This window comes from Candidatus Poriferisodalis sp. (assembly GCF_965205175.1).
GTDB lineage: Bacteria > Actinomycetota > Acidimicrobiia > Acidimicrobiales > Poriferisodalaceae > Poriferisodalis.
This window is the reverse complement of sequence record NZ_OZ242038.1, coordinates 1,672,159-1,691,814: the sequence shown is the minus strand read 5'-3', so window position 1 is coordinate 1,691,814 and position 19,656 is coordinate 1,672,159. Positions and strand designations below refer to the sequence as shown.

General features: G+C 66.5%; 20 protein-coding genes. 6 read left to right on the top strand and 14 right to left on the bottom strand.

What is annotated here, in order from left to right; all coding sequences use genetic code 11:
• Positions 1 to 8: 8 nt before the first annotated feature.
• From ACOGI4_RS07470 to hisD, 8 genes are all read right to left on the bottom strand, one after another.
• Complete coding sequence (locus ACOGI4_RS07470) at positions 9 to 305, bottom strand: GroES family chaperonin (protein WP_419843106.1); 297 nt, start codon at positions 303 to 305, stop codon at positions 9 to 11.
• 291 nt (positions 306 to 596) lie between these two features.
• Positions 597 to 2,216 (bottom strand): AMP-binding protein, encoded by a 1,620-nt coding sequence (locus ACOGI4_RS07465; RefSeq protein ID WP_419841055.1) that lies wholly within the window; start codon positions 2,214 to 2,216, stop codon positions 597 to 599.
• 111 nt (positions 2,217 to 2,327) lie between these two features.
• On the bottom strand, positions 2,328 to 3,215 hold the full coding sequence (gene hisF / locus ACOGI4_RS07460) for an imidazole glycerol phosphate synthase subunit HisF (RefSeq protein ID WP_419841054.1): 888 nt from the start codon (positions 3,213 to 3,215) through the stop codon (positions 2,328 to 2,330).
• 66 nt (positions 3,216 to 3,281) lie between these two features.
• A complete protein-coding gene (locus tag ACOGI4_RS07455; RefSeq protein ID WP_419841053.1) occupies positions 3,282 to 4,058 on the bottom strand; it encodes a HisA/HisF-related TIM barrel protein in 777 nt (258 codons plus the stop codon).
• Positions 4,055 to 4,693 carry an imidazole glycerol phosphate synthase subunit HisH gene (hisH, locus tag ACOGI4_RS07450; RefSeq protein WP_419841052.1) on the bottom strand — a complete coding sequence of 213 codons (639 nt, stop codon included), beginning with the start codon at positions 4,691 to 4,693 and terminating at the stop codon, positions 4,055 to 4,057. The genes ACOGI4_RS07455 and hisH overlap by 4 nt, the downstream gene beginning before the upstream one ends.
• Before the next feature lie 46 nt (positions 4,694 to 4,739).
• Positions 4,740 to 5,384, bottom strand: coding sequence for an imidazoleglycerol-phosphate dehydratase HisB (hisB, locus tag ACOGI4_RS07445; protein WP_419841051.1), 645 nt, complete (start codon positions 5,382 to 5,384; stop codon positions 4,740 to 4,742).
• A 128-nt stretch (positions 5,385 to 5,512) separates the two neighbouring features.
• Positions 5,513 to 6,661, bottom strand: coding sequence for a histidinol-phosphate transaminase (gene hisC / locus ACOGI4_RS07440; RefSeq protein ID WP_419841050.1), 1,149 nt, complete (start codon positions 6,659 to 6,661; stop codon positions 5,513 to 5,515).
• Positions 6,658 to 7,971, bottom strand: coding sequence for a histidinol dehydrogenase (hisD, locus tag ACOGI4_RS07435; protein ID WP_419841049.1), 1,314 nt, complete (start codon positions 7,969 to 7,971; stop codon positions 6,658 to 6,660). Before hisD ends, hisC begins: the two co-directional genes overlap by 4 nt.
• A 101-nt stretch (positions 7,972 to 8,072) precedes the next feature.
• Here hisD and ACOGI4_RS07430 point away from each other — a divergent pair, with 101 nt between their 5' ends.
• Entirely contained in the window at positions 8,073 to 8,261 is a 189-nt protein-coding gene (locus ACOGI4_RS07430) for a hypothetical protein (protein ID WP_419841048.1), read from the top strand.
• Positions 8,262 to 8,273: 12 nt separating this feature from the next.
• On the opposite strand, the gene nth is transcribed toward ACOGI4_RS07430, so the two are convergent.
• The 3 genes from nth to mshD are packed head-to-tail and all read right to left on the bottom strand — an operon-like array spanning position 8,274 to position 10,850.
• A complete protein-coding gene (gene nth, locus ACOGI4_RS07425; RefSeq protein ID WP_419841047.1) occupies positions 8,274 to 8,915 on the bottom strand; it encodes an endonuclease III in 642 nt (213 codons plus the stop codon).
• A 9-nt stretch (positions 8,916 to 8,924) separates the two neighbouring features.
• Complete coding sequence (gene rlmN, locus ACOGI4_RS07420; protein ID WP_419841046.1) at positions 8,925 to 10,073, bottom strand: 23S rRNA (adenine(2503)-C(2))-methyltransferase RlmN; 1,149 nt, start codon at positions 10,071 to 10,073, stop codon at positions 8,925 to 8,927.
• A gap of 18 nt (positions 10,074 to 10,091) precedes the next feature.
• On the bottom strand, positions 10,092 to 10,850 hold the full coding sequence (gene mshD, locus ACOGI4_RS07415; RefSeq protein ID WP_419841045.1) for a mycothiol synthase: 759 nt from the start codon (positions 10,848 to 10,850) through the stop codon (positions 10,092 to 10,094).
• Positions 10,851 to 10,935: 85 nt separating this feature from the next.
• On the opposite strand from mshD, the gene ACOGI4_RS07410 reads away from it, so the two are divergent.
• Positions 10,936 to 11,379: a hypothetical protein gene (locus ACOGI4_RS07410; RefSeq protein ID WP_419841044.1), complete on the top strand. Its 444-nt coding sequence runs from the start codon at positions 10,936 to 10,938 to the stop codon at positions 11,377 to 11,379.
• Positions 11,376 to 12,089 carry a ubiquinone/menaquinone biosynthesis methyltransferase gene (locus tag ACOGI4_RS07405; RefSeq protein WP_419841043.1) on the top strand — a complete coding sequence of 238 codons (714 nt, stop codon included), beginning with the start codon at positions 11,376 to 11,378 and terminating at the stop codon, positions 12,087 to 12,089. Before ACOGI4_RS07410 ends, ACOGI4_RS07405 begins: the two co-directional genes overlap by 4 nt.
• A gap of 4 nt (positions 12,090 to 12,093) precedes the next feature.
• Here the strand turns inward: ACOGI4_RS07405 and ACOGI4_RS07400 are convergent, their stop codons facing one another.
• The 3 genes from ACOGI4_RS07400 to ACOGI4_RS07390 all read right to left on the bottom strand — a co-directional run bounded on the left by ACOGI4_RS07400 (position 12,094) and on the right by ACOGI4_RS07390 (position 13,664).
• A complete protein-coding gene (locus ACOGI4_RS07400; protein ID WP_419841042.1) occupies positions 12,094 to 12,972 on the bottom strand; it encodes a 1,4-dihydroxy-2-naphthoate polyprenyltransferase in 879 nt (292 codons plus the stop codon).
• A gap of 95 nt (positions 12,973 to 13,067) precedes the next feature.
• Positions 13,068 to 13,373, bottom strand: a complete 306-nt coding sequence (locus ACOGI4_RS07395; RefSeq protein ID WP_419841041.1) for a carboxymuconolactone decarboxylase family protein — start codon at positions 13,371 to 13,373, stop codon at positions 13,068 to 13,070.
• Positions 13,374 to 13,397: 24 nt separating this feature from the next.
• On the bottom strand, positions 13,398 to 13,664 hold the full coding sequence (locus ACOGI4_RS07390) for a hypothetical protein (protein ID WP_419841040.1): 267 nt from the start codon (positions 13,662 to 13,664) through the stop codon (positions 13,398 to 13,400).
• A gap of 237 nt (positions 13,665 to 13,901) precedes the next feature.
• On the opposite strand from ACOGI4_RS07390, the gene ACOGI4_RS07385 reads away from it, so the two are divergent.
• The 3 genes from ACOGI4_RS07385 to ACOGI4_RS07375 are packed head-to-tail and all read left to right on the top strand — an operon-like array spanning position 13,902 to position 19,503.
• Entirely contained in the window at positions 13,902 to 14,993 is a 1,092-nt protein-coding gene (locus ACOGI4_RS07385) for a Zn-dependent alcohol dehydrogenase (protein WP_419841039.1), read from the top strand.
• A 32-nt stretch (positions 14,994 to 15,025) separates the two neighbouring features.
• Positions 15,026 to 16,204: a DUF418 domain-containing protein gene (locus ACOGI4_RS07380; protein WP_419841038.1), complete on the top strand. Its 1,179-nt coding sequence runs from the start codon at positions 15,026 to 15,028 to the stop codon at positions 16,202 to 16,204.
• Between the two features lie 56 nt (positions 16,205 to 16,260).
• Positions 16,261 to 19,503: an AAA domain-containing protein gene (locus ACOGI4_RS07375; protein WP_419841037.1), complete on the top strand. Its 3,243-nt coding sequence runs from the start codon at positions 16,261 to 16,263 to the stop codon at positions 19,501 to 19,503.
• Positions 19,504 to 19,656: the final 153 nt, after the last annotated feature.

The window sequence follows — 19,656 nt, the reverse complement described above, 5'->3', positions numbered from 1 at the left end:
CCGGCGCATCACAGGTACAGGCCGGTGCTGCCGGGCTCGATGCGCGGCGCTGCGATGGCGTGTACGTCCCGTTCCCGCAGGATCAAGAAGTCATCGCCGTGAACCTCGACTTCGTGTCGGTCCTCGGGGCTGAACAGCACCCGATCGCCCTCTTGGGCGCTTCGGACGTTGGGGCCTGCACCGACGACGTGTCCCCACACAAGGCGCTTGCTCTGCTGCGCAGTGGCTGGGATCAGGATTCCGCCGCTCGAGCGCCGTTCCGAGCCGTCAGTCGGAAGCCGCACGAGCAGCCGGTCGTGCAACATCTTGATGGGCCGTCGCTCGCCGTCAGTGTCCGGCGGCGCGGCCGGCTTCGGCTCGACTGAGCTTGGCTCGGCTGGCCTTGGCTCGGATGACCTCGCCTGCGCCGGATCGTCGTAGCTGCGCACAGGCCGGCTTGCGGCAGGAGCCGCGGCATCTTCGGTCGCGGTAGCCGCAGCGTTGGCTGCGGCACGCACCGCGTGCCCGCGGTTCGTCTCAGGAGCGCTCACTGCCCGCACGGTACCGCTCGACACCACGGTTGGCGCGCCGATGCCGGTGACTGGCCCAATGCGCCTTCACACGATGCGAGACGGGCGGTCGCCCCAGTACTCGTCCCGCAGGATCCGCTTGTACAGCTTGCCGGTGGGAAGCCGAGGCAGCTCGTCGCGAAAGTCGATCGTGCGCGGCACCTTGTATCCGGCCAGATGCTCGCGGCAGTACCCCAACAGCTCGGTCGTCAGGGCATCGCCCGCTGCTACCCCCGCCACTGGCTGCACGACTGCCTTCACCTCTTCGCCGAAGTCCTCGTTGGGAACCCCGAACACGGCTGCGTCGGCCACCTTGGGATGCAGCACCAGGCAGTCCTCGATCTCTTGGGGATAGATGTTCACCCCGCCCGAGATGATCATGAATGCCTTGCGGTCCGTGAGGAAGAGGTAGCCACCGTCGTCGACCCGCCCGACATCGCCCAGCGTCGACCACAGCCCATGTGCTGCGTGGCGGGAATCGGCGGTCTTCGCCGGATCGTTGTGGTACTCGAAGGCGGGAACCTCGCGCTCGAAGTAGATCGTGCCCGCTTCTCCGACGGGCAGTTCGCGGCCCTCGTCATCGCAGATGTGGATGACGCCGATGAGCGGTTTGCCCACGGTGCCAGGCCGCTCGAGCCACTCTTGGGAGTTGACGTAGCAGAAGCCGTTGAGCTCGGTCCCGGCGTAGTACTCATGCAGGATCGGGCCCCACCACGAGATCATCTGGTGCTTCACCTCCACCGGGCACGGCGCCGCCGCATGCACGGCGACCTGATGGCTGGAGAGGTCGTGCCTGGTGCGCTCGGACTCGGGCAGTTTCAGCATTCGGCTGAACATCGTCGGCACCCATTGGCTGTGCGTAATGCGGTAGCGCTCGATGTACGACAGCGCCTCGGCGGCATCGAAGCGGTCCATGACCACCGCCGTGCCGCCGACCGACTGCGTCCCGGTCGAGAACGACAGCGGCGCAGAGTGATACAGCGGCGCCGGCGAGAGATAGCGGGTGCCTTCGCTGAAGCCGAAGACTCCTCCGAGCAGTCCGGAACCGATGAGATCCGGATCGGTGATGGAGGTGCCGTCCAACGGCCGCTTGATGCCCTTGGGCCGACCGGTGGTGCCGGAGCTGTAGAGCATGGCCGAGCCGCGAGGCTGCTCCGCCAGCGGCTCGGCGGGGTGGGCGGCGATCGCGTCCTCGAACGAATCGAACCCGTCGAAGGTCCCGCCGGTCCCGACCGAGGCACCGTCAGCGGATGTCCCGGCGCCAGCCAGCCCAGAGGACACCCCGTCGAGCATCAGCCGGATGCCGCAGTCGCCGATGAGCGGCAGCATCTCCGCAGCGACATCCGCTACTGCCGGCGACGCGAGCAGCACCTGTGCGCCGCAGTCGTTCACGATGTATGCCGCTTCCTCGGCCGTTAGGTAGCGGTTGACCGTGGTGAAGTAGAGCCCGCTGCGCATCGCTGCCCAGTAGGCGTCGAAGTAGCCGATGTTGTTGTCGGCGAAGATGGCCACGTGGTCGCCCGGTCGCAGGCCTGCCGCCCACATCAGCTGAGCGAACTGACAGCTGCGCTGCTCCAGTTCGCCGAACGTGCGAACGCTTCCGTCGCGGGCCATGATCACCGCGGGCCGATCAGGATCGCTCGTCGAGTACGCGCCGGGATAGGTCATGGGCCTGAAGCTACGGCGTGCATCCGCTTCGACGCGACTCGACCCGTTCTGGTGTCGCCTGACTCGCCCGACGCACTCCTCGGACCGCTGCCACCGTCGAGTGGCTGCCGTTCACACTGCGGGGGGCCGAACAGCGACGCCGGCTGCCATCAGCGCCCGTTTGGCGTCGGCAATCGTGTGTTCTCCGAAGTGGAAGATCGAGGCCGCCAGCACGGCGTCGGCACCGGCCACGACTGCTCCCTCAACCAAGTGCTCGAGCGTGCCCACTCCCCCGCTGGCGACCACCGGGATGTTGACCGCTTCGGTCACTGCCCGCGTGAGCTCCAAGTCGAAACCCGCTCTGGTGCCGTCCGCGTCCATGGAGGTCAGCAGAATCTCACCCGCACCCAGTTCGGCAACGTGACGCACCCAGTCGAGCGCATCGACGCCCGTGTCCTCTCGACCGCCCTTGACGTACACGCTCCAAGACCCGGGGCCGTCTGGATCACGCTCTCCGCCGCCGGACGACGCGCCCGCATGGTCGTCGCCGCCGCTCGACTCAGCGCAATTCGACCGTACACATGTCGACACACGTGTCGACACACCGGTCGATACACATGTCGACTTGGCATCGACCGCGACCACCGCGCACTGGCTGCCGAATTCCTGCGCGATCTCGCGGATGAGCTGGGGCCGCACCACTGCCGCAGAGTTCACTGCGATCTTGTCGGCGCCTGCGCGCAGCAGCGCCCGGGCGTCGCCGACGGAGCGGATGCCACCGCCGATGGTGAACGGAATGAAGACCTCTTCAGCCGCGTGACGAGCGAGCTCGACGATGGTGTCGCGGTCGTGCGCCGAAGCGGTGATGTCCAAGAACACGATCTCATCCGCGCCTTGACGGTCGTAGGCGGCGGCCAGCTCGACGGGGTCGCCGGCGTCGCGCAGGCCCACGAAGTTGACGCCTTTGACGACCCGTCCGGCGTCCACGTCCAAACACGGGATCACGCGCACGGTTTTCATGGGGTTGGCTTCATCGCACTGTGCTCATGGTGTTGGGCTCATGGTGTTGGGCTCATGGCGCTGGCGTCATGACTCGGCGCTGCCGCGCGCTACGACGACGGCCGCGGCGGGCGAGATCACGCCGTCATGGAGCGCCTTGCCCACGATGGCGCCAGCGAGCGAAGAACCGCGCTGCGAACGCAGGTCGCGCAGGTCGGCAATGTCTGCCAAGCACCCCACGCCGCCGCTGGCGATCACCGACATCGCCGGCGGGCGCTGGGGCGCGTCGAGCACACTGCGCAATCCGGCCAGATCGCTCCCGCCGCCCATCCCGTCGTGAGCGATCTGCGTCACGATCACGGCCTGCGCGCCGCTGCCGGCCAGCCGAGCCAGGGCATCGCCCAAGCTCACGCCGCTGCGGTGCTCCCAGCCGCGGGTGGCCACCTCGGTGCCGCGCACGTCGAGGCCGATCGCCACCTGATGCCCCGCCGAGGTGAGGTCGCCGACGAGATCCGGGCACTCGATAGCGGCGGTGCCCACCACGACGCGGGTGACACCTGCATCGAACAACGCCTTGGCGCTCTCGCTCGAACGCACTCCGCCCCCGCACTGCACCCGGACACCGGTGTCGCTGACAGCAGCCACCACCGACCGGATCACGCTCTGGTTGGCACGGTCGGCAATCCCCGTCCGCGCCGCATCCAGGTCGACCATGTGGATCCAGCGAGCGCCGGCCTCCGCGAAGTCATGCGCCACAGCCACCGGGTTGGCGTCGTAGCGCACCTCGCGACCGAAGTCGCCCTGCAGCAGACGCACGCATCGGCCCCCGCGCACATCGATTGCCGGAAACAGTTCGAAGCTCACCTGCGACACCGATCGGCCATCACCGCGGCGAGGAAATTCTGGGCGAGCCGCTTGCCTGCGTCACCGGACTTCTCCGGGTGAAACTGCGTGGCCCACAGCCGGCCCCGCTCGGTGACCGCGACCATCGGGGTCGGATAGTCGCAGGTCGCTGCCACCAGGCACTCATCGGTCTCGGGCGCATAGCTGTGGACGAAGTACATCCAGGCGCCGTCGGTCAGCCCCGCCAGCAGCGGACAGTCCGGCTGTCGGACATCGAGGCGGTTCCATTGCATCTGAGGTCGCACCACGCCATCAGGCAGGCGTCGCACCGTCCCTGGCATCACGCCCAGACCCGCCACGCCCGGCGCCTCCTCCGAAGCCTCGAACAGCATCTGCATGCCGACGCAAATGCCCAGGAACGGCCGCCCGCTGTCGATGGCCTCCAGCGTCGGCTGCTCCAAGCGTGTGGCGCACAGCTGCGCCATGCACGTCCCGAAATGACCCACGCCGGGCAGCACGACGCCGTCTGCTTCGCTGATGAGGCTCGGATCGGCAGTCAGGCGGGCATCCGCGCCCGCCCGTTCGAGCGCCTTTTGGGCAGATCGAAGATTGCCGATGCCGTAGTCGAGCACGGCAATCACCGCACGGTCAGTCACCGACCTGCAAGCTGGCGGTCAGGCGCCCCATCACCGGACGCCCTCGTCACAAGACACCCTTGGTGGATGGCAGCACATCGTCAGTGATGCGAACGGCATCGTGGAAGGCGCGTGCGGCACCCTTGAAGCTGGCTTCGATGATGTGATGGGTGTTGCGTCCGCGCAGCATCACGAAGTGCAGTGTGATGCCGGCCGACATCGCCAAGCCACGCCAGAATTCCTCGCACAGCTGAGGGTCGAACGGCGGATCGCCCAGGATCTTCTCGCCGGGCGGCTCGATGTCGTAGTGCAGGTACGGCCGACCCGACAGATCGAGCACCACCTCCACCGCCGCCTCGTCCAGCGGCACCACACACGAGGCGAACCGGCGCACGCCGGCCTTGTCGCCCCAAGCCTGGCGCATCGCTTCGCCCAGCGCGATGCCGGTGTCCTCCACGGCGTGGTGGGCATCGACCTCGAGGTCGCCGGCAGTGCGGAGCACGAGGTCGAAACGGGCGTGCTTGGAGAGCTGCGCGAGCATGTGGTCGAAGAACGGCAACCCGGTCGAAATGTCGTTGCGGCCGGTCCCGTCGAGATGCAGCGTCACGTCGATCTGCGTCTCAGCCGTGTTGCGCTGCACCTTCCCGACGCGCCACGCTCCAACGCTGGGGACGGCTTGCGGCGCTGTGTCGGCGCGGGCGGCATCAGTCATGGGGACCTCGCATCGCGAGTCTGGCGGGTCGGAACTGGTCGAATCAGACGGCGGGGATCCCGCAGGTCAATTCAAGCACGGACAACTCAAGCACGGACAACTCAAGCACGGACAACGCGGCGCGGATGTCACGAAATCGATGCGGACGGCGCGTCCATCACGCTGTCTGGCAGCGCATCCGGCAGCGCATCCGGCAGCGCATCCGACAAGGCATCCAAAAAGCGGTCGTTGTCCTGCGGCGTTCCTATCGTCACCCGCAGGCAGTCGGCCAGCCGCGGCCAGCTAGAACAGTTCCGGACCAGCACCGAGCGCTCCACCAGCGCCTGCCAGACCTCGTCGCCGGTCCGCCCGCACGGCGTCGTGCGGAACAGCACGAAGTTGGCCTGCGAGGGCCAGACGTCGAGGCCGCGCCCGCTCAGCGACTGCTCGATCCGCAGCCGTTCGGAGACAATTGCTGCGACGCGCTGTTCCATCTGGGCCGCGAACCGCAGCGCCACCCGGCCGGCGACCTGCTTGACGGCATCGAGGTGGTACGGCAGCACCACTTTGTCGAACTCTGCGACCATGCCGGCCGGCACCACGGCATAACCCAGACGCGCCCCGGCCATCGCCCACGTCTTGGAGAAGGTCCTGGTGATGACGAGATTCGCTGGGCCGCCGGCATCGTCGCACATGTCGATGGCACTCCAGTCGGCGAACTGTCCGTAGGCCTCGTCCACCACGACCAGACTTGGAGCGATCTCCAAGGCTCGCTCCAGCACCTCTGCCCGCTCCGGCGTCCCGGTGGGGTTGTTGGGCGAGCACAGGAACACGATCGACGGCCGGTACCGCTCGACCACCCGCTCCAGCTCGCCGAGGCTGACGCTGCCGTCGGCACTGCGCTCGCCCTCGGCGACCGCGCACTGGGTGCTGCGCGCAATCTGGCCGTACATCGCGTAGGTCGGCTCGAAGGTGGCGACGACACGGCCCGCGCCCGCGTAGGCCAAACACAAGGTCTGCAGGACTTCGTTGGAGCCGTTGGCAACGAAGATCCGCTCGGGGGCAGTGCCGTGCAGCGCCGCGATGTCCTGCCGCAACGCGTGGGCGCTGCGGTCGGGATAGCGATGCCACGCGACGCCCGCCAGCTCGGCCGCGACGGCCTCAGCGAACTCCGGCGGCGGCCCCACCGGCGCCTCGTTGGTGTTGAGCCGCACCTCCACGTCGAGCTGCGGGGAGTGGTAGCCCTCGAGCGCGCGCAGGTCGTCGCGCACCGCAGGTTTCGTTGCCTTGGGCTTCATGGCCGCACGCCCGAGGTGGACCACTCCTTGCGACGCGAGACCGAGGCCGCATGCGCCCACAGGCCCTCCGCCTGGGCCAGCTCGGCGACGGCTGGCGCAAGCAGATCAAAGCCGGATTCGCTGACGTCGATGACATGCATGCGCTTCGTGAAGTCGTCGGTGGTCAGAGCGCCGGCGAAGCGCGCCGTTCCCGCAGTGGGAAGCACGTGGGAGGGCCCTGCGACGTAATCGCCGAGAGAAGCCGGCGCCCATGGCCCCAGGAATACCGCGCCTGCGTGGCGGATTCGGCCCGCCAGCGCCTCGGCGCCGTCGCACATCAGCTGCAGGTGCTCGGGCGCGACCGCGTTGGCGACATCCGCTGCGACGGCGGGGTCGTCCACGAGACACACGAATCCGTCGGCCTCCAAGGTCGCGAGCGTCTCAGCCCGACGCGGCGAGAGGTCCACGATCTGCGAGATGGCCGAGCAGACGGCGTCGGCAACCTCGGCATCCCACGTGACCAGCCACGCCCGCCCGCCCGGGCCGTGCTCCGCTTGGAGCACCACATCGGTCGCGGCCGCCGCCGGGGGGCAGGTGCCGTCGGCGATCACGACGATCTCTGAGGGTCCGGCGAAGGCCGAGGCGACCCCCACGTCGGCGGCGACCAGCTGCTTGGCCGTTGCGACCCAGGCGTTCCCGGGCCCTGCCACCACGTCGACGCAACGTATCGTTTCGGTGCCGTACGCGAGCGCTGCGATGGCCTGCACCCCGCCCACCCGGTGTACTTCGGTGACGCCGCAGAGGTGTGCAGCGGCCAAGACCGGCGCAGCCAGGCCGCCGTATGCGTCCGGCGGAGAGCACAGCGCGATGTCGTCCACGCCGGCAGCGCGTGCAACCAGCGCCGTCATCAGCACCGTCGACGGGTAGGCGGCCAGCCCTCCGGGCACGTAGATGCCGGCCCGGTCCACCGGCTGGCTGACCGAGCGGATCGTGACGCCGTCGCGCGCATACGTGCTGCCTACGCCGGCTTCTCCCCGGTGAAACTCCAGAATGCGACGATGGGCCGTCTCCATGGCAGCACGCAGACCCGGCGCCAGGCCGTGCCAAGCCGCGGCCAACTCACGCTCCGGTACCCGTGCCTCGTAGATGTGGTCAAGGGGGACACCGTCGAATCGGGTTGTCAACTCCCGGACGGCCCTGTCGCCGCCCTGGCGGACCTGGTCGATGATCTGACGCACGGCGTCGCGGGGCACCGAAACAGCCTCGTTCGGCGGCGGCAGCAGATGCTCCAGGCCGATGCGTTTGCCGCGCAGGTCCAGCCGCTTCAGCACAGCGCCGAGGGTACTTGTGCCTGCGCGAGCACCCGCTTAGCGCCATGGCTTCACCGCTGCGGCACGACCGCTTCGCCCCGCGTCGGCCTAGCGTGCGACGCGTGATCACCGCCGCCGAGCTGTCGTCCATCGAGACTGCCGTGGGCGAGCTCGGGGCTCGCGTCGCGCGGGCCGGCGACGAACTGATGGGCACACGACACGAAGACGTCGGCGTGGAGCTCTACGAGGTCGAACGGTCGCTGCGGATGGCCCGCCGCCGATTGACCCAAGCCGCAGCTTCGCTGAGCTGAGCGGCGAGGCCCTCAGACAGCGAACGCGCTGGGACAGAAGTCGTTCAACACGCAGTCGTCGCAGGCAGGCCTGCGGGACGAGCAGACGCGCCTGCCGTGCAGGATCAGCCGCAGGCTGAAGTCGCCCCGCTCGTACTGGGGAATCATCGGGTTCAGCGCCAGCTCCACCTTCACCGGGTCCTCCTCGTCAGTGAGGCCCAGACGCCTCGCCAAGCGCCCGACGTGGGTGTCCACCGGCAGTCCGGGCAGTCCGAATGCCACCGAGCGGATGACGTTGGCGGTCTTGCGGCCCACGCCGGGCAGCTTCACCAGGTCCGCCAGCCCGGTCGGCACGTCGCCGTCATGGTCGGCCAGCAGTTGGCGCGCCATGCCTTGCAGGTTGCGCGCCTTGCTGCGGAAGAAGCCGGTGGGATGCACCAGCTCTTCGAGCTCGGACCGGTCGGCGCCGGCCAGCGCCTCAGCGTCGGGATACCTTGCGAACACTGCCGGAACGGTGGCGTTGACGCGGGCATCGGTGCACTGTGCCGACAGGATCGTTGCCACCAGCAGCTCGAACGGATTGCGGTGCTCCAGCTCGCAGACTGCTTCGTACTCGCCTTTGAGCAGACCGTGCGTTCGTTTGGCGCGTCCGGCGGGCGTGCGGGGTTTGGCCACGGCGGGTGCCTAACCGGCGGTCGGCGCGATGCCGCGCGCGCGTGCGCCACGACCAGCCTTGCCAGCACGATCAGCCCTACCAGTACGAGCAGTTCGGCGCATCGCGACCCGCTGGCCCGCGCGCAGCTGCCCGCAGGCGGCATCGATCGACATGCCGCGATTCTGCCGCACGGTGGCATGCACGCCACGGGCAGACAGCTCAGCAGCGAAGTCCGCTATGCGCTCGGGAGGCGATGGCCGGTGGCCGTATCCGGGTGTGGAGTTGAGCGGAATGAGGTTGACGTGTGCAGCCAGCGGATGCGCGTACGCGGCGAGCTCTGCCGCATCGTGTTCGCTGTCGTTGACGTCGTCGATCATCGCCCACTCCAAGCTGATCCGCCGGCGCTTGGCGCGGCGGTACTCCGCCAGCGCACGCGCCAAGTCGCGCAGCGGGTAGGTGCGGTTGAGGGGTGCCAGTCGGTTGCGCAAGCGGTCGTTGGCGGCATGCAAGGAGACAGCCAAGTTCACCGGCAGCGGGGCCGCTGCGAGGCGCACGATGCCCGGAATCACGCCGACGGTGGAGACCGTGAGGTGTCTGGCGCCGATGCCGATGTCGTCGTGCAGACGCTCGACCGCTGCCCACACCGGGTCGTAGTTGGCGAGCGGCTCGCCCATGCCCATGAACACCACGTTGACGGCGCCGCTGACGGCTGCGCCGTTCCGTTCGGCGGCCTGCTGCAGCGTGCCGAGCACTTGTTCGACGATCTCGCCCACGCTCAGGTTCCGGTCGAAGCCCACCTGGCCGGTGGCGCAGAAGCTGCAGGCCATCGCACAGCCCGCCTGGCTGCTGATGCACAGCGTGGTCCGATTACGGTAGCCCATGAGCACGGACTCCACGAGGTGCCCGTCACGCAGCGACCACAGGTGCTTGGTGGTCGCGCCGTGGTCGGCCGATTGCGTATGCACGAGCGTGAGCGCGGGCGGCAGCAGCTCGGCGATGGCACCGCGCAAGCTCTTGGGGACGTTGGTGATCTCGGCCAGCGGGCGGCGCTGGCGGTACAGGCCGTCCCACACTTGGTCCAGCCGGTACGCAGGCTCGCCGTCGAGCAGCTCTCCCAGTGAAGCCCGGCTCAGGTCGCTGAGCGACGGGTCCGCGGCATCAGCAGTCGAGTCGGTCACGGCGTCCGTCGCGGCTGCTCAGCGCCCGAGCGGACCGCGGCCGGTGAACAGCCGACGCACGACAGCCACTTCGAGCCCGAGACTACGGTACAGCGTGACAGCGGGGGTGTTGTCGGCGTCCACGTAGAGCATTGCCCGCGTGAGGCCCGCAGCGGCCAGATGCTCGTAGCCCGCCAGCGTCAGAGCCCTGCCCAAGCCGCGGCCATGGTACTGAGGGTCCACGGCGATCACGTACACCTCCCCGACGGGCGGGTCCTCGTCGGGATGCACTTTGGTCCAGCAGTAGGCGGCGATGGCGCCGTCGACGTCGTACACCCGGAAGCCGTCGGCGTCGAACCACGGCTCTGCCCGGCGGGCGGCGAGCTGAGCCGGCGTCCATCCGCCCTGCTCGCGGTGCGTGGCAAAGGCGCGGTTGTTGACGGCCAGCCACGCGTGGTCGTCTTGGCCTGCCACGAACGAACGCGTCTCGATGCCGCTGGGCTGATCCATCGGCAGCGCTCGCTCCATGCGATAGAGATCACGCTCGAAGGTCAGGCCCAGCTCGGCCAGCCCGCGTCCGAGCCCGGTCTCACTCGGCGAGCGATCGCCGCCAGGCGGCTCGCCGTGGTCGGGATGATCGATCCACACCGACACGGGTCCCGAGACGCCGGCGAGCTGCAGACGCAACGCACCGATCAGGGTGCCTGCAGGCCAGTGAGCGGCATTGGCCTCCACGACGGCGCCGTGCTGGTCGGCGCCGATCGAGATCACGGGATCGGCACTTGAGACAGCACTCACCGAGGGCAGGCTAACTTCAGGCCGCCACAGCGCTGCAGCAGGGTGCAAGCACGGCTCACGGTGCGGCAGGTGCCACACTTTGGCGGTGAACCAGAAGCGGTGGATCAACCGCAGCCAGCCCCAGACGCTCTTCAGCGCAGTGCTGCTCAGCTACTTCTCCGCAGGGCTGCTGCTGCTCGGCAACCGCATCGATGTGCAGCTAGGGAGAGACGTCTTCGAGCGCATCGTCTCGCTGTTCGCCGATGAGCGCACGGCATTCGATCTGAGCGGCCGCCTAGTGGTGCCCGCCGTCACCGTGTTGCTGTGCGGCGCATACATCGCAGGAGGCGCCGGGACTGCCAGAGAGCGACGCTGGGGCCACTGGCTGTGCTCCGCTGCGGCGATCTATGCGGCCGTGGCGACGCTGTGGTGGGGCGCCCGCACCAGCTACGAGCTGGGGGTGCTCATGCGCCTGATGTTCGACGCGCTGCTGCTGGTGCTGCTGTATCACCCGATGAGCCGCGACTACCGCCGCGTCTGGTTCCGGTGAAGCCGAGACTGCGCCACCGGTCGAGTTCTGCGCTGCCGAACCCGCAGGACAAGGCACGGGCCGTCGAGGAGATGTTCGACGCCATCTCGACCCGCTACGACCTGCTGAACCGCGTGTTGACATTCCGCCTCGACGTCCGCTGGCGTCGCCGCGCCGTCGCCGCGCTGGGACTGCAGCCGGGCGAGTCGGTGATCGACGTGGCCTGCGGCACCGGTGACCTGTGCAACGAACTCCAAGCGGCCGGTCTGCGGCCCCTGGGAGCGGATTTCTCCGCCGGCATGCTTGCCGCTGCCACCACCTGTGCCCCCCTCGTGCGCTCCGACGCGCTCTGTTTGGGGGTGAGCGATGCGTCGCTCGACGGAGCTATCTGCGGCTTCGCGCTGCGGAACTTCGCCGACCTCAAGGCGTTCTGGGCGGAGCTGGCCCGCGTGCTGCGGCCCGGCGCCCGAGTGGCGCTGCTGGAGGTTGCCGAGCCGCCCAATCGGTTGCTGCGCGCGGGCCACAAGGCGTACTTCGGCAAAGTGGTGCCGGCTGTGGGCAGCCTGCTCTCCAGCCGGTCCGCCTACAGGTACCTGCCTGCGTCGGTGGCGTACCTGCCCGAGGCGCCGACGCTGCTGGCCCAGCTGGACGATGCCGGATTCCGTGATGTGGACCGCACGTTGCTGAGCGGCGGCGTCGCACAGCTCATCACGGCGACACGCGACGGCTGAGGCTTCAGGTTCCCAGCGCCAGGCCCAGCGTCAACAGCGCGCCCACGGCGATCTGCAGACGACCTGTGGCGACCAGCACTCGTATTAAGTCCGACCCCGCAGCGCCGCGCAGCACCGCTCGCACTGGCGCGATTGCTGCCACGACAGCAACGAGCGCCAACAGCGCCCATGGTCGCAGCAACGACAGATACAGCGGCGAGACGACCATGACGAACACCACCACCAAGTACAGCGCCCGCGTGGGCCCGTCTCCCATGCGCACGGCCAACGTCCGCTTGCCGGCCTGCGCATCGGTTGGCAGATCCCGCAGATTGTTCGAGACGAGCAGCGCCACCGAGCCCAAGCCCACCGGCACCGATGCCGCGATCCCCAGCGTGCTCAAGCGGCCGTCTTGGACGAAGGCCGAGCCTGCAGTGGCCACCAGCCCGAAGAACACGAACACGAACAGCTCCCCGAAGCCTCGATAGCCATAGGGCCGTCGGCCGCCGGTGTAACACCAGGCTGCGAGCATCGATGCCGCCCCGACCGCTACCAGCCACCAGGAGACTGCGGCTGCCACCACGAGGCCGAACACCGCAGCAACACCGAACGCCGCGAATGCCGCTGAGCGCACGGCGGCCGGCGTCGCAGCGCCCGAAGCCACCAGTCGCTGCGGACCCACTCGGGTGCCGTCTGTGCCGCGCACGCCGTCGCTGTAGTCGTTGGCGTAGTTGACGGCAATCTGGAGGCTCAGCGACACGATCAGCGCACAGGCGGCGCGCCACCACACGACTGCGCCTTCGACTGCAGCATCCGACGCAGCCGTTCCGACAAATGGCGGCACGAGCGATGCCGGCCACGTGCGCGGTCGAGCGCCTGCCAGCCAAGTGCGCGCATCAGCCATCGGCTGGGCCTGCATCGACTGGGCCTGCATCGGGCGCGACAACCCACGGCTGTGTCACGGGCAACGGCAAACTGGCGAATCAGCCGGCAGCGGCATCAGCCGGCAGCGGCGGCCCAGGGAGCTGCCTCGCCGGTGGCGAAGTGATCAGGCCGGATGCCGAATGCCTCGATCATCCGATGCCAGCCGCTGGCCGTGGCGAGCAGCGCGCCGAGGCGCAGGATCTGCTGGGCGCTGAAGTGCTCGGTGAGGCGCTCGTAGAGCGAGGGGGGGATCACGCCCTTGTGCTCATCCCCGGAGAGCCGATCGCACAGTGCGAGAGCCGCCTTCCACGACTCCGGCAATTCTGACGCCTCGTAGTCGGCCAACTGGGCGATGACGTCGTCGGTCAGTCCGGTGCGCACCAACGATGCGCTGCGAACGAGGCTTCAGTGGAAGCACTCGTTGCGGTTGGCCATCCGAATGCGGCACAGCTCGATCATGTGCCGGTCGAGAGCGCCCGGATCCTGGTGGGGCTGACCGCCGTAGACCGCTGCGACCCAGCCCAAGAACAGATCCATGGTGGTCTCGTCCGCAGCCAGCGTTCGGAACAGGTTGTCGTCGGCGTAGGCCTTCTCGTACCACGTGTCCAGGCGACGTTGCTGCTTGGCGTCCAGCTCGGCCACCTTCGGCAGGTAGCCGTGATCGTTGGCCATGACTCCCCCTTTCGCGGCTGCGCAGTGCCAAGCGCGTGGTGGCGAACGAGACGCTATCGCAGGCTGCAGTCGGGCTGTGAGCGACGCAGCGGGCCTGCGCAGGCAGGTCGTGAGTCTCGCGTCTATTCTCGGCGGGTGTATCCGGCGATGTGCGATGGCCGTCGCGCATGGCGACGCGGCAATGCCACCACACGGCATTGTCACGTTGTATGGCCGCGAGAAGCGAGGGGGCATGACATGAAGGCTGCTGTGCTGAGCGAACAGCCCGGCGACTTGGCGATCGAAGACTTGCGCATTGATGCGCCAGGGCCGAACGAGGTGCTCATGGCGACCAAGGGCGCCGGCTTGTGCCACAGCGACCTGCACTTCATGGAAGGGTTGTTCCAGGCGCAGCTGCCGATGGTGATGGGACACGAGTCGGCGGGTGTCGTCGAGGCAGTCGGTTCTGAGGTGCGCTACGTCAAGCCCGGCGACCACGTGGTGGCGTGCCTGTCGATCTTCTGCGGCCAGTGCCACCGCTGCTTGTCGGGCAACCCGCATCGCTGCACCAACACCCGGGCCACGTCTCGTCCCAAGGACGCAGCCGCTCGGCTGAGCCGTGATGACGGCACGGCAGTCAATCAGATGGCGCGGCTCGGCGGATTCTCGGAGGAGATGCTCGTGCATCAGAACGCGGTGGTGAAGATCCGCCCGGACATGCCGCTCGACCGGGCCTGCCTGATCGGCTGCGGGGTTACCACCGGATTCGGAGCGGCGATCAACACCGCCGGCGTGCGGGTGGGCAGCGTGGTCTGCGTGATCGGCTGCGGCGGGATCGGGCTGTCGGCTGTGCAAGGTGCGCGGGTTGCGGGCGCCGGCCGCATCATCGCCGTGGACATGACCGACGACAAGCTCGAGACGGCACGACAACTGGGCGCAACCGACACCGTCAATGCCAGCGAGGTGGACGATGTGGTCACCGCTGTCAAGGACATGACCGGAGGCGGAGTGGAGTACAGCTTCGAGGCCATCGGCTTGGCGCAGACCGTGCAGCAGGCCTTCGGAATGCTCGACATCGGCGGCACAGCAACCGTGATCGGCATGGTCCCCTCGAAGACGAAAGTCGAGCTGCGAGGCATCGATTTCTTGTCGGAGAAGAAGCTGCAAGGCTCGATGATGGGCTCGAACCGATTCCGCAGCGACATCCCGATGATGGTGGAGATGTATCTCGACGGTCGGCTCATGCTCGACGAGATGATCTCAGGGCGCATCAGCCTCGAGCAGGTCAACGAGGGCTACTCCTGGATGAAGGCCGGCACCTCCAACCGCACGGTGATCACGTTCGACTGAAGCTGCGGCCTGCAGGCGACATCGGCAAAGCGATGTCGGCAATCGAACGCGTGACGCGGCGGGTCCGCCGCGGTTGGCTGGCTTCACCGCCGGCCTCACCGTTGGCCACATCTGCGGGCGAGCGAAACACGGCATTGGACGCGGTACGCGGCGTGGCGGTGCTCGGCATGTTGACCATGAACGCCGTGGCGTTCGGTCTGCCGGCAGCTGCGTACAACAACCTCAACGCAGCTGGCTCGCGCGCACCCGTGGACTGGATCATCGGCGCCGCTGGGGAGGTGTTCGCGGACCAGAAGTTCATGGGTCTGTTCTCGATACTGTTCGGCGCCGGTGTGGTGTTGTTCGCTGAGCGCGCCGCTGCGAAAGGGCGCCGCTGTGTGCTGCTGAGTCTGTGGCGCAATGCGCTGCTGGCAGCCATGGGCATCGCTCATGCGGCGGTGTGGGAGGGCAACGTGCTCCTGCTCTACGGACTGTGCTCGCCGGTGGTGCTCGCGCTGCGGCGGCTGCCTCCGAAACTGCTCTTGGCGCTCGGCGGTGCCTGCTTCGCTGCGGTGGCGGTGACGTCTTGGGCTGTTCAGTCGTCGCTGGACAGCTCGTCCAGCCTCCTCATTGAGTTCTGGCACCACGGGGCGATTTCCGGAATCACTGAGGTTTGGTTCTCGGTCGACGTCTTCGGACGAGCGCTCGGTGCGATGCTCATCGGCGCAGCGCTGTATCGAACCGGTGTCATCGGCGGCAGCCGAGCACCAGGCTTCTACCGTCGGCTGGCAGCATGGGGCCTCGGCATCGGGCTGCCGCTGTCTGCTGCCGGGCTCGCACTGGTGGCCGGCTCGGGCTTCGACGTCGATTGGGCCATCGCCGGCACTATCCCGAACACGTTGGCCACCGTGCCAGTGTGCCTCGGCTACATCGGTCTGGTGACCCTGTGGAACCGGGCTGCCGGCAGCGCCTTGCGGCGGCGCATCCGCGCGACCGGTCGCATGGCACTCACCAACTATCTGGCGCAAACAGCCTTCGGCATAGCGGTGCTCGAAAGCTTGTCAGGCAACTCCGAGCCGGGTCGCTCCGCCATCGCGCTCTTCGTCGTCGCAGTCTGGGCAGTGCAGCTGTGGTGGTCCAAAGCGTGGCTGGATCGATTCGCGTTCGGCCCAGTCGAATGGCTCTGGCGCTGCGCCACCTACCGCCGCTGGCAGCCGATCCGTCACCGCTAGCCTCACGAACCGCAAGAAAAACGTTCCGAAAACAGCACTCCGTCAAGGCAGCACTCATGCAACTCACTCCGGGCGAAATCATAGCTCTCCGCGGCACGATCCGAAAGCGGCGCACCATCAAGCCGAAATCAGGTACCGCGCCGCTCGCCAAGGCGGTCCTCGTACTCGAGAACGACGACGAGGTCCCATTGCTCTGGTGGGATGCAGCAAAGGCACCAGCCAACGGCATGGCGATAGAATTACAGGGTACCGTGAAGAACTTCGACGGAACCCTCGAAGTTCATGTCTCTTCGACCAAAATCCAAACGCACCGTGATAATCCAACAGCGCGCATCATCGAGTTCTACCGGGAATGCGTAGAAGCAGAGGCGATCGGCCAAGTTCAATTTCGCCTTCACGGTGACGGCCACCTCGAACTCGGCACCGGCACGAGCACTCTCTTTGGCGCCTGCCGGCTTCCGAGCACCGAGAAGATAGACCGATGGTGCCAACAGCACAGAATGACAGTCAGAGAATCCATCACCGCTGGATGGCCCTTGGTTGTCGCACAAAGCGCTCGTGGCTCAGGGCACACACCTCTTGTGTCTCCGCTGTTGACGAGCGAGGCGCGCATAGAACGACGAGACGACGCATGGTGGCTCATTCCTCAGAGTAGATACATTGAGTTCAACCCGTACGCGCTTGACCTTTTTGGTTTCGACCGCGACGATCGGGAGACGCTGACCCAGCTCATCCTGACATCCGCCACCGTCGATGCCGCGAAGACAGCCAAGGAGCAGGCAGAATCGATCCTTGAAGTGTTGACCGACAATGGAATCGTCGGCCTTGATCATCTTGACTCTGACAACCTCGTTCCGCCCAGCAACTCCCAGACGGTCTGCAACTCAGGTATCGTCTATGCCGGATCCGGCTCGACACAAATCAACCGCAAACTCCTGGAAGATCTGGAAGAACTCGCCAACCAGCCGGACATCGTGGAATCAGGCCCTGCAGCGGTGTTTTTCGGTCTGATGGAGGCACCAACCGCTCCGCTCCCGACACCCTATCCGACCATCACACCTTCTACTCTCGCTCAGGATCAAGCAGTCGCTTCGGCGATGGAGAACGTCTTCACGGTGGTTACTGGGCCGCCCGGCACCGGAAAATCACAGGTCCTCGTGAACGCCGTAGCGGCTGCTGTGGCGCAGGGCGAGACGGTTCTGTTCGCGTCCAAGAACAACAAGGCAGTCGATGTAGTCTTCGAACGGCTGAAGACCATCAGTCCGAATCCCTGCCTCGTCCGTGCCGGACCTACGAGCCTGAGGAGCACAATCTCAGGCGACATCAAGAAGATTCTCTCAACGCCGCCGCAGCGCTCAAGTCTTGCGTCAGCTCGCAGAGACTGGGACAACATCCGGGCTCGAGTTCAATCCATCCACGGTGTCGTCCACGAGCGCGCCCGACTAGAAGATGAAACCGAACGCCTCGAATCAGAATTCTCGTCCCTCATGGACCGGCTGCCGGATGGGGTGCAAGCCGATACGCTGGTGCTCGAGGTGGAACCCGGCGAACTTGAGGCAGCGCTGGCTTGCGTGGAGACTGCACTTGATGCGTTCACTGTTCGGCTCGGGTTGTTCAAGCGCTGGCCCAAGCACCAAGCTCGCCTGCAGCAGGCGCAGAAGTCTCTCTCGGCGCTTGGTCGGCTCGTCGGCCTTCCACTGACCGTCATCGAGCAACCGTTGACGTCCGTGCTGGACAAGCCAAGGAGATCACTGAAGCCACGAGCCGGCTTCAAGAGTCTACAGGCGAAGATAGATGCCATCGAGCCCGTTTGGAATAATCGGCGTGTACTTGACGCAGCCACCACAAAGCTCTCTAGTCTTCCCACGAAGCATGAACTCGACGACCAGCTTCACGCAGTACATGAGGCAAGGATAGATGCAGGTCGCAAGCTGCTCGAGGCGCGCTGGGAACAGGTGCGCAGAGGCGATACGGCAGCTCGAACGTCGGCGGACAAGCTCGCCGATCAGCTGCAGAATTTGGCAAACGGCAGCTACGACGTGGCTACAATGCTCTCGCTCGTCCCCAAAGCGCTGCCCGCGCTGCCTGTCTGGGGTGTCACGAACATGTCAGCCCGCACCAATTTGCCTCTCAAAGGGAGCATGTTTGATCTGGTAGTCATAGACGAGGCATCTCAATGCGACATTGCTTCGGCAGTCCCGCTGCTCGCGCGCGGTCGCCGCGCCCTGATTATTGGCGACCAAAAGCAGCTCATTCATATCTCCTCTCTGAGTCCAGCCAAGGAACATGCTGTCGGAGAGCGCTGTGGTTTGTCGAAGGATCAGCGAGAAGATTACAGCTACCGCAACCGAAGCTGCTTCGGACTAGCAGCATCGCGAGTTCGTCCATCGCCCATCTTCTTGGACCTGCATTTTCGGTCCCACCCGGGAATTATCGGATTTTCCAACCAGCACTTCTATGATGGCAGACTCGAGTTCTGCTACGAGACCGTGCGGCCGCAGGATTGGCCTTCTGTGAACTGGCTCAGAACGAGTGGCGACATCAGGCGGGACCCTCGCAATCGGAGTTATGTCAACAGACAAGAAGCCGATGCCCTCGTGGCAGCGCTTGCAGGCAATGTCCAAGCGTATCGTGGCCTCGGCCTCTCTGTGGGAGTGGTCACACCCTACCGCGCGCAGGCCGATCTCATCACCGAGAAGCTCGTCCAGGCCCTTGGCAGAACCCTCGCTGAAGAGCTGACGGTTGCCACTGCGCACAAATTCCAAGGTGACGAGCGGGACGTCATCTATTTCTCTCCGGTGGTCGGCCCATCGATGAGCCAACGGCAGTCGGGCTTTGCGGCGGGCCTCAATCTACTGAACGTGGCAGTGACGCGGGCACGTTCCAAACTCGTCATCTGCGACAATCTGGAAGCTTGCTTGCAACATGATAATCTGCTTGCTGAACTGGCGCGCTATGTGGTCCGTCTCGAGGCCGGAGGTTTCGACAGCCCGCTTGAGCTTCAACTGCACGAAGCACTGCTGGAGCAAGGTGTTGCTGCGGAGACCGGAGTGACGGTGGCGGGCTACCGATTGGATCTTGCTGTTCGGCAGGACGGCCTCCGTATCGACATCGAATGCGACGGCGCAGCCTTTCACCAGGACGGCGCGAGGGATCGGTTGCGTGATGAGGCTATCGAAACAGAAGGATGGCAGGTCCTCCGCTTCAGCGGGCGCCGCCTCAGCACCGACCTCGACGGTTGTGTCGACAGCATCATGGCCGCTGTCAATTCAGACGAGATCGCTGACAGCCGAAACTGACAATCCGCCGCCAAGTGTGTTGCGTCAATGGGCGGTTGACAGGTCATTGATCGGCTGAGGCTCGCTAGCGCGGTGTTGGTCTTGGATATCACGGCGACATGACGTGAGCTGGCTCACGCTCATGCCCCGTTGAGGCATGCGCGGTGGTGCCGG

What these genes read in the sequence shown, in the direction of transcription:
- ACOGI4_RS07470 (WP_419843106.1), bottom strand. Translation starts at nt 305, where the DNA reads ATGTTGCACGACCGGCTGCTCGTGCGGCTTCCGACTGACGGCTCGGAA.
- ACOGI4_RS07390 (WP_419841040.1), bottom strand. Translation starts at nt 13,664, where the DNA reads ATGGCCAACGATCACGGCTACCTGCCGAAGGTGGCCGAGCTGGACGCC.
- ACOGI4_RS07380 (WP_419841038.1), top strand. Translation starts at nt 15,026, where the DNA reads ATGTCGGCAATCGAACGCGTGACGCGGCGGGTCCGCCGCGGTTGGCTG.
- hisB (WP_419841051.1), bottom strand. Translation starts at nt 5,384, where the DNA reads ATGACTGATGCCGCCCGCGCCGACACAGCGCCGCAAGCCGTCCCCAGC.
- ACOGI4_RS07465 (WP_419841055.1), bottom strand. Translation starts at nt 2,216, where the DNA reads ATGACCTATCCCGGCGCGTACTCGACGAGCGATCCTGATCGGCCCGCG.
- ACOGI4_RS07375 (WP_419841037.1), top strand. Translation starts at nt 16,261, where the DNA reads ATGCAACTCACTCCGGGCGAAATCATAGCTCTCCGCGGCACGATCCGA.
- ACOGI4_RS07400 (WP_419841042.1), bottom strand. Translation starts at nt 12,972, where the DNA reads ATGGCTGATGCGCGCACTTGGCTGGCAGGCGCTCGACCGCGCACGTGG.
- ACOGI4_RS07385 (WP_419841039.1), top strand. Translation starts at nt 13,902, where the DNA reads ATGAAGGCTGCTGTGCTGAGCGAACAGCCCGGCGACTTGGCGATCGAA.
- hisF (WP_419841054.1), bottom strand. Translation starts at nt 3,215, where the DNA reads ATGAAAACCGTGCGCGTGATCCCGTGTTTGGACGTGGACGCCGGACGG.
- hisC (WP_419841050.1), bottom strand. Translation starts at nt 6,661, where the DNA reads ATGAAGCCCAAGGCAACGAAACCTGCGGTGCGCGACGACCTGCGCGCG.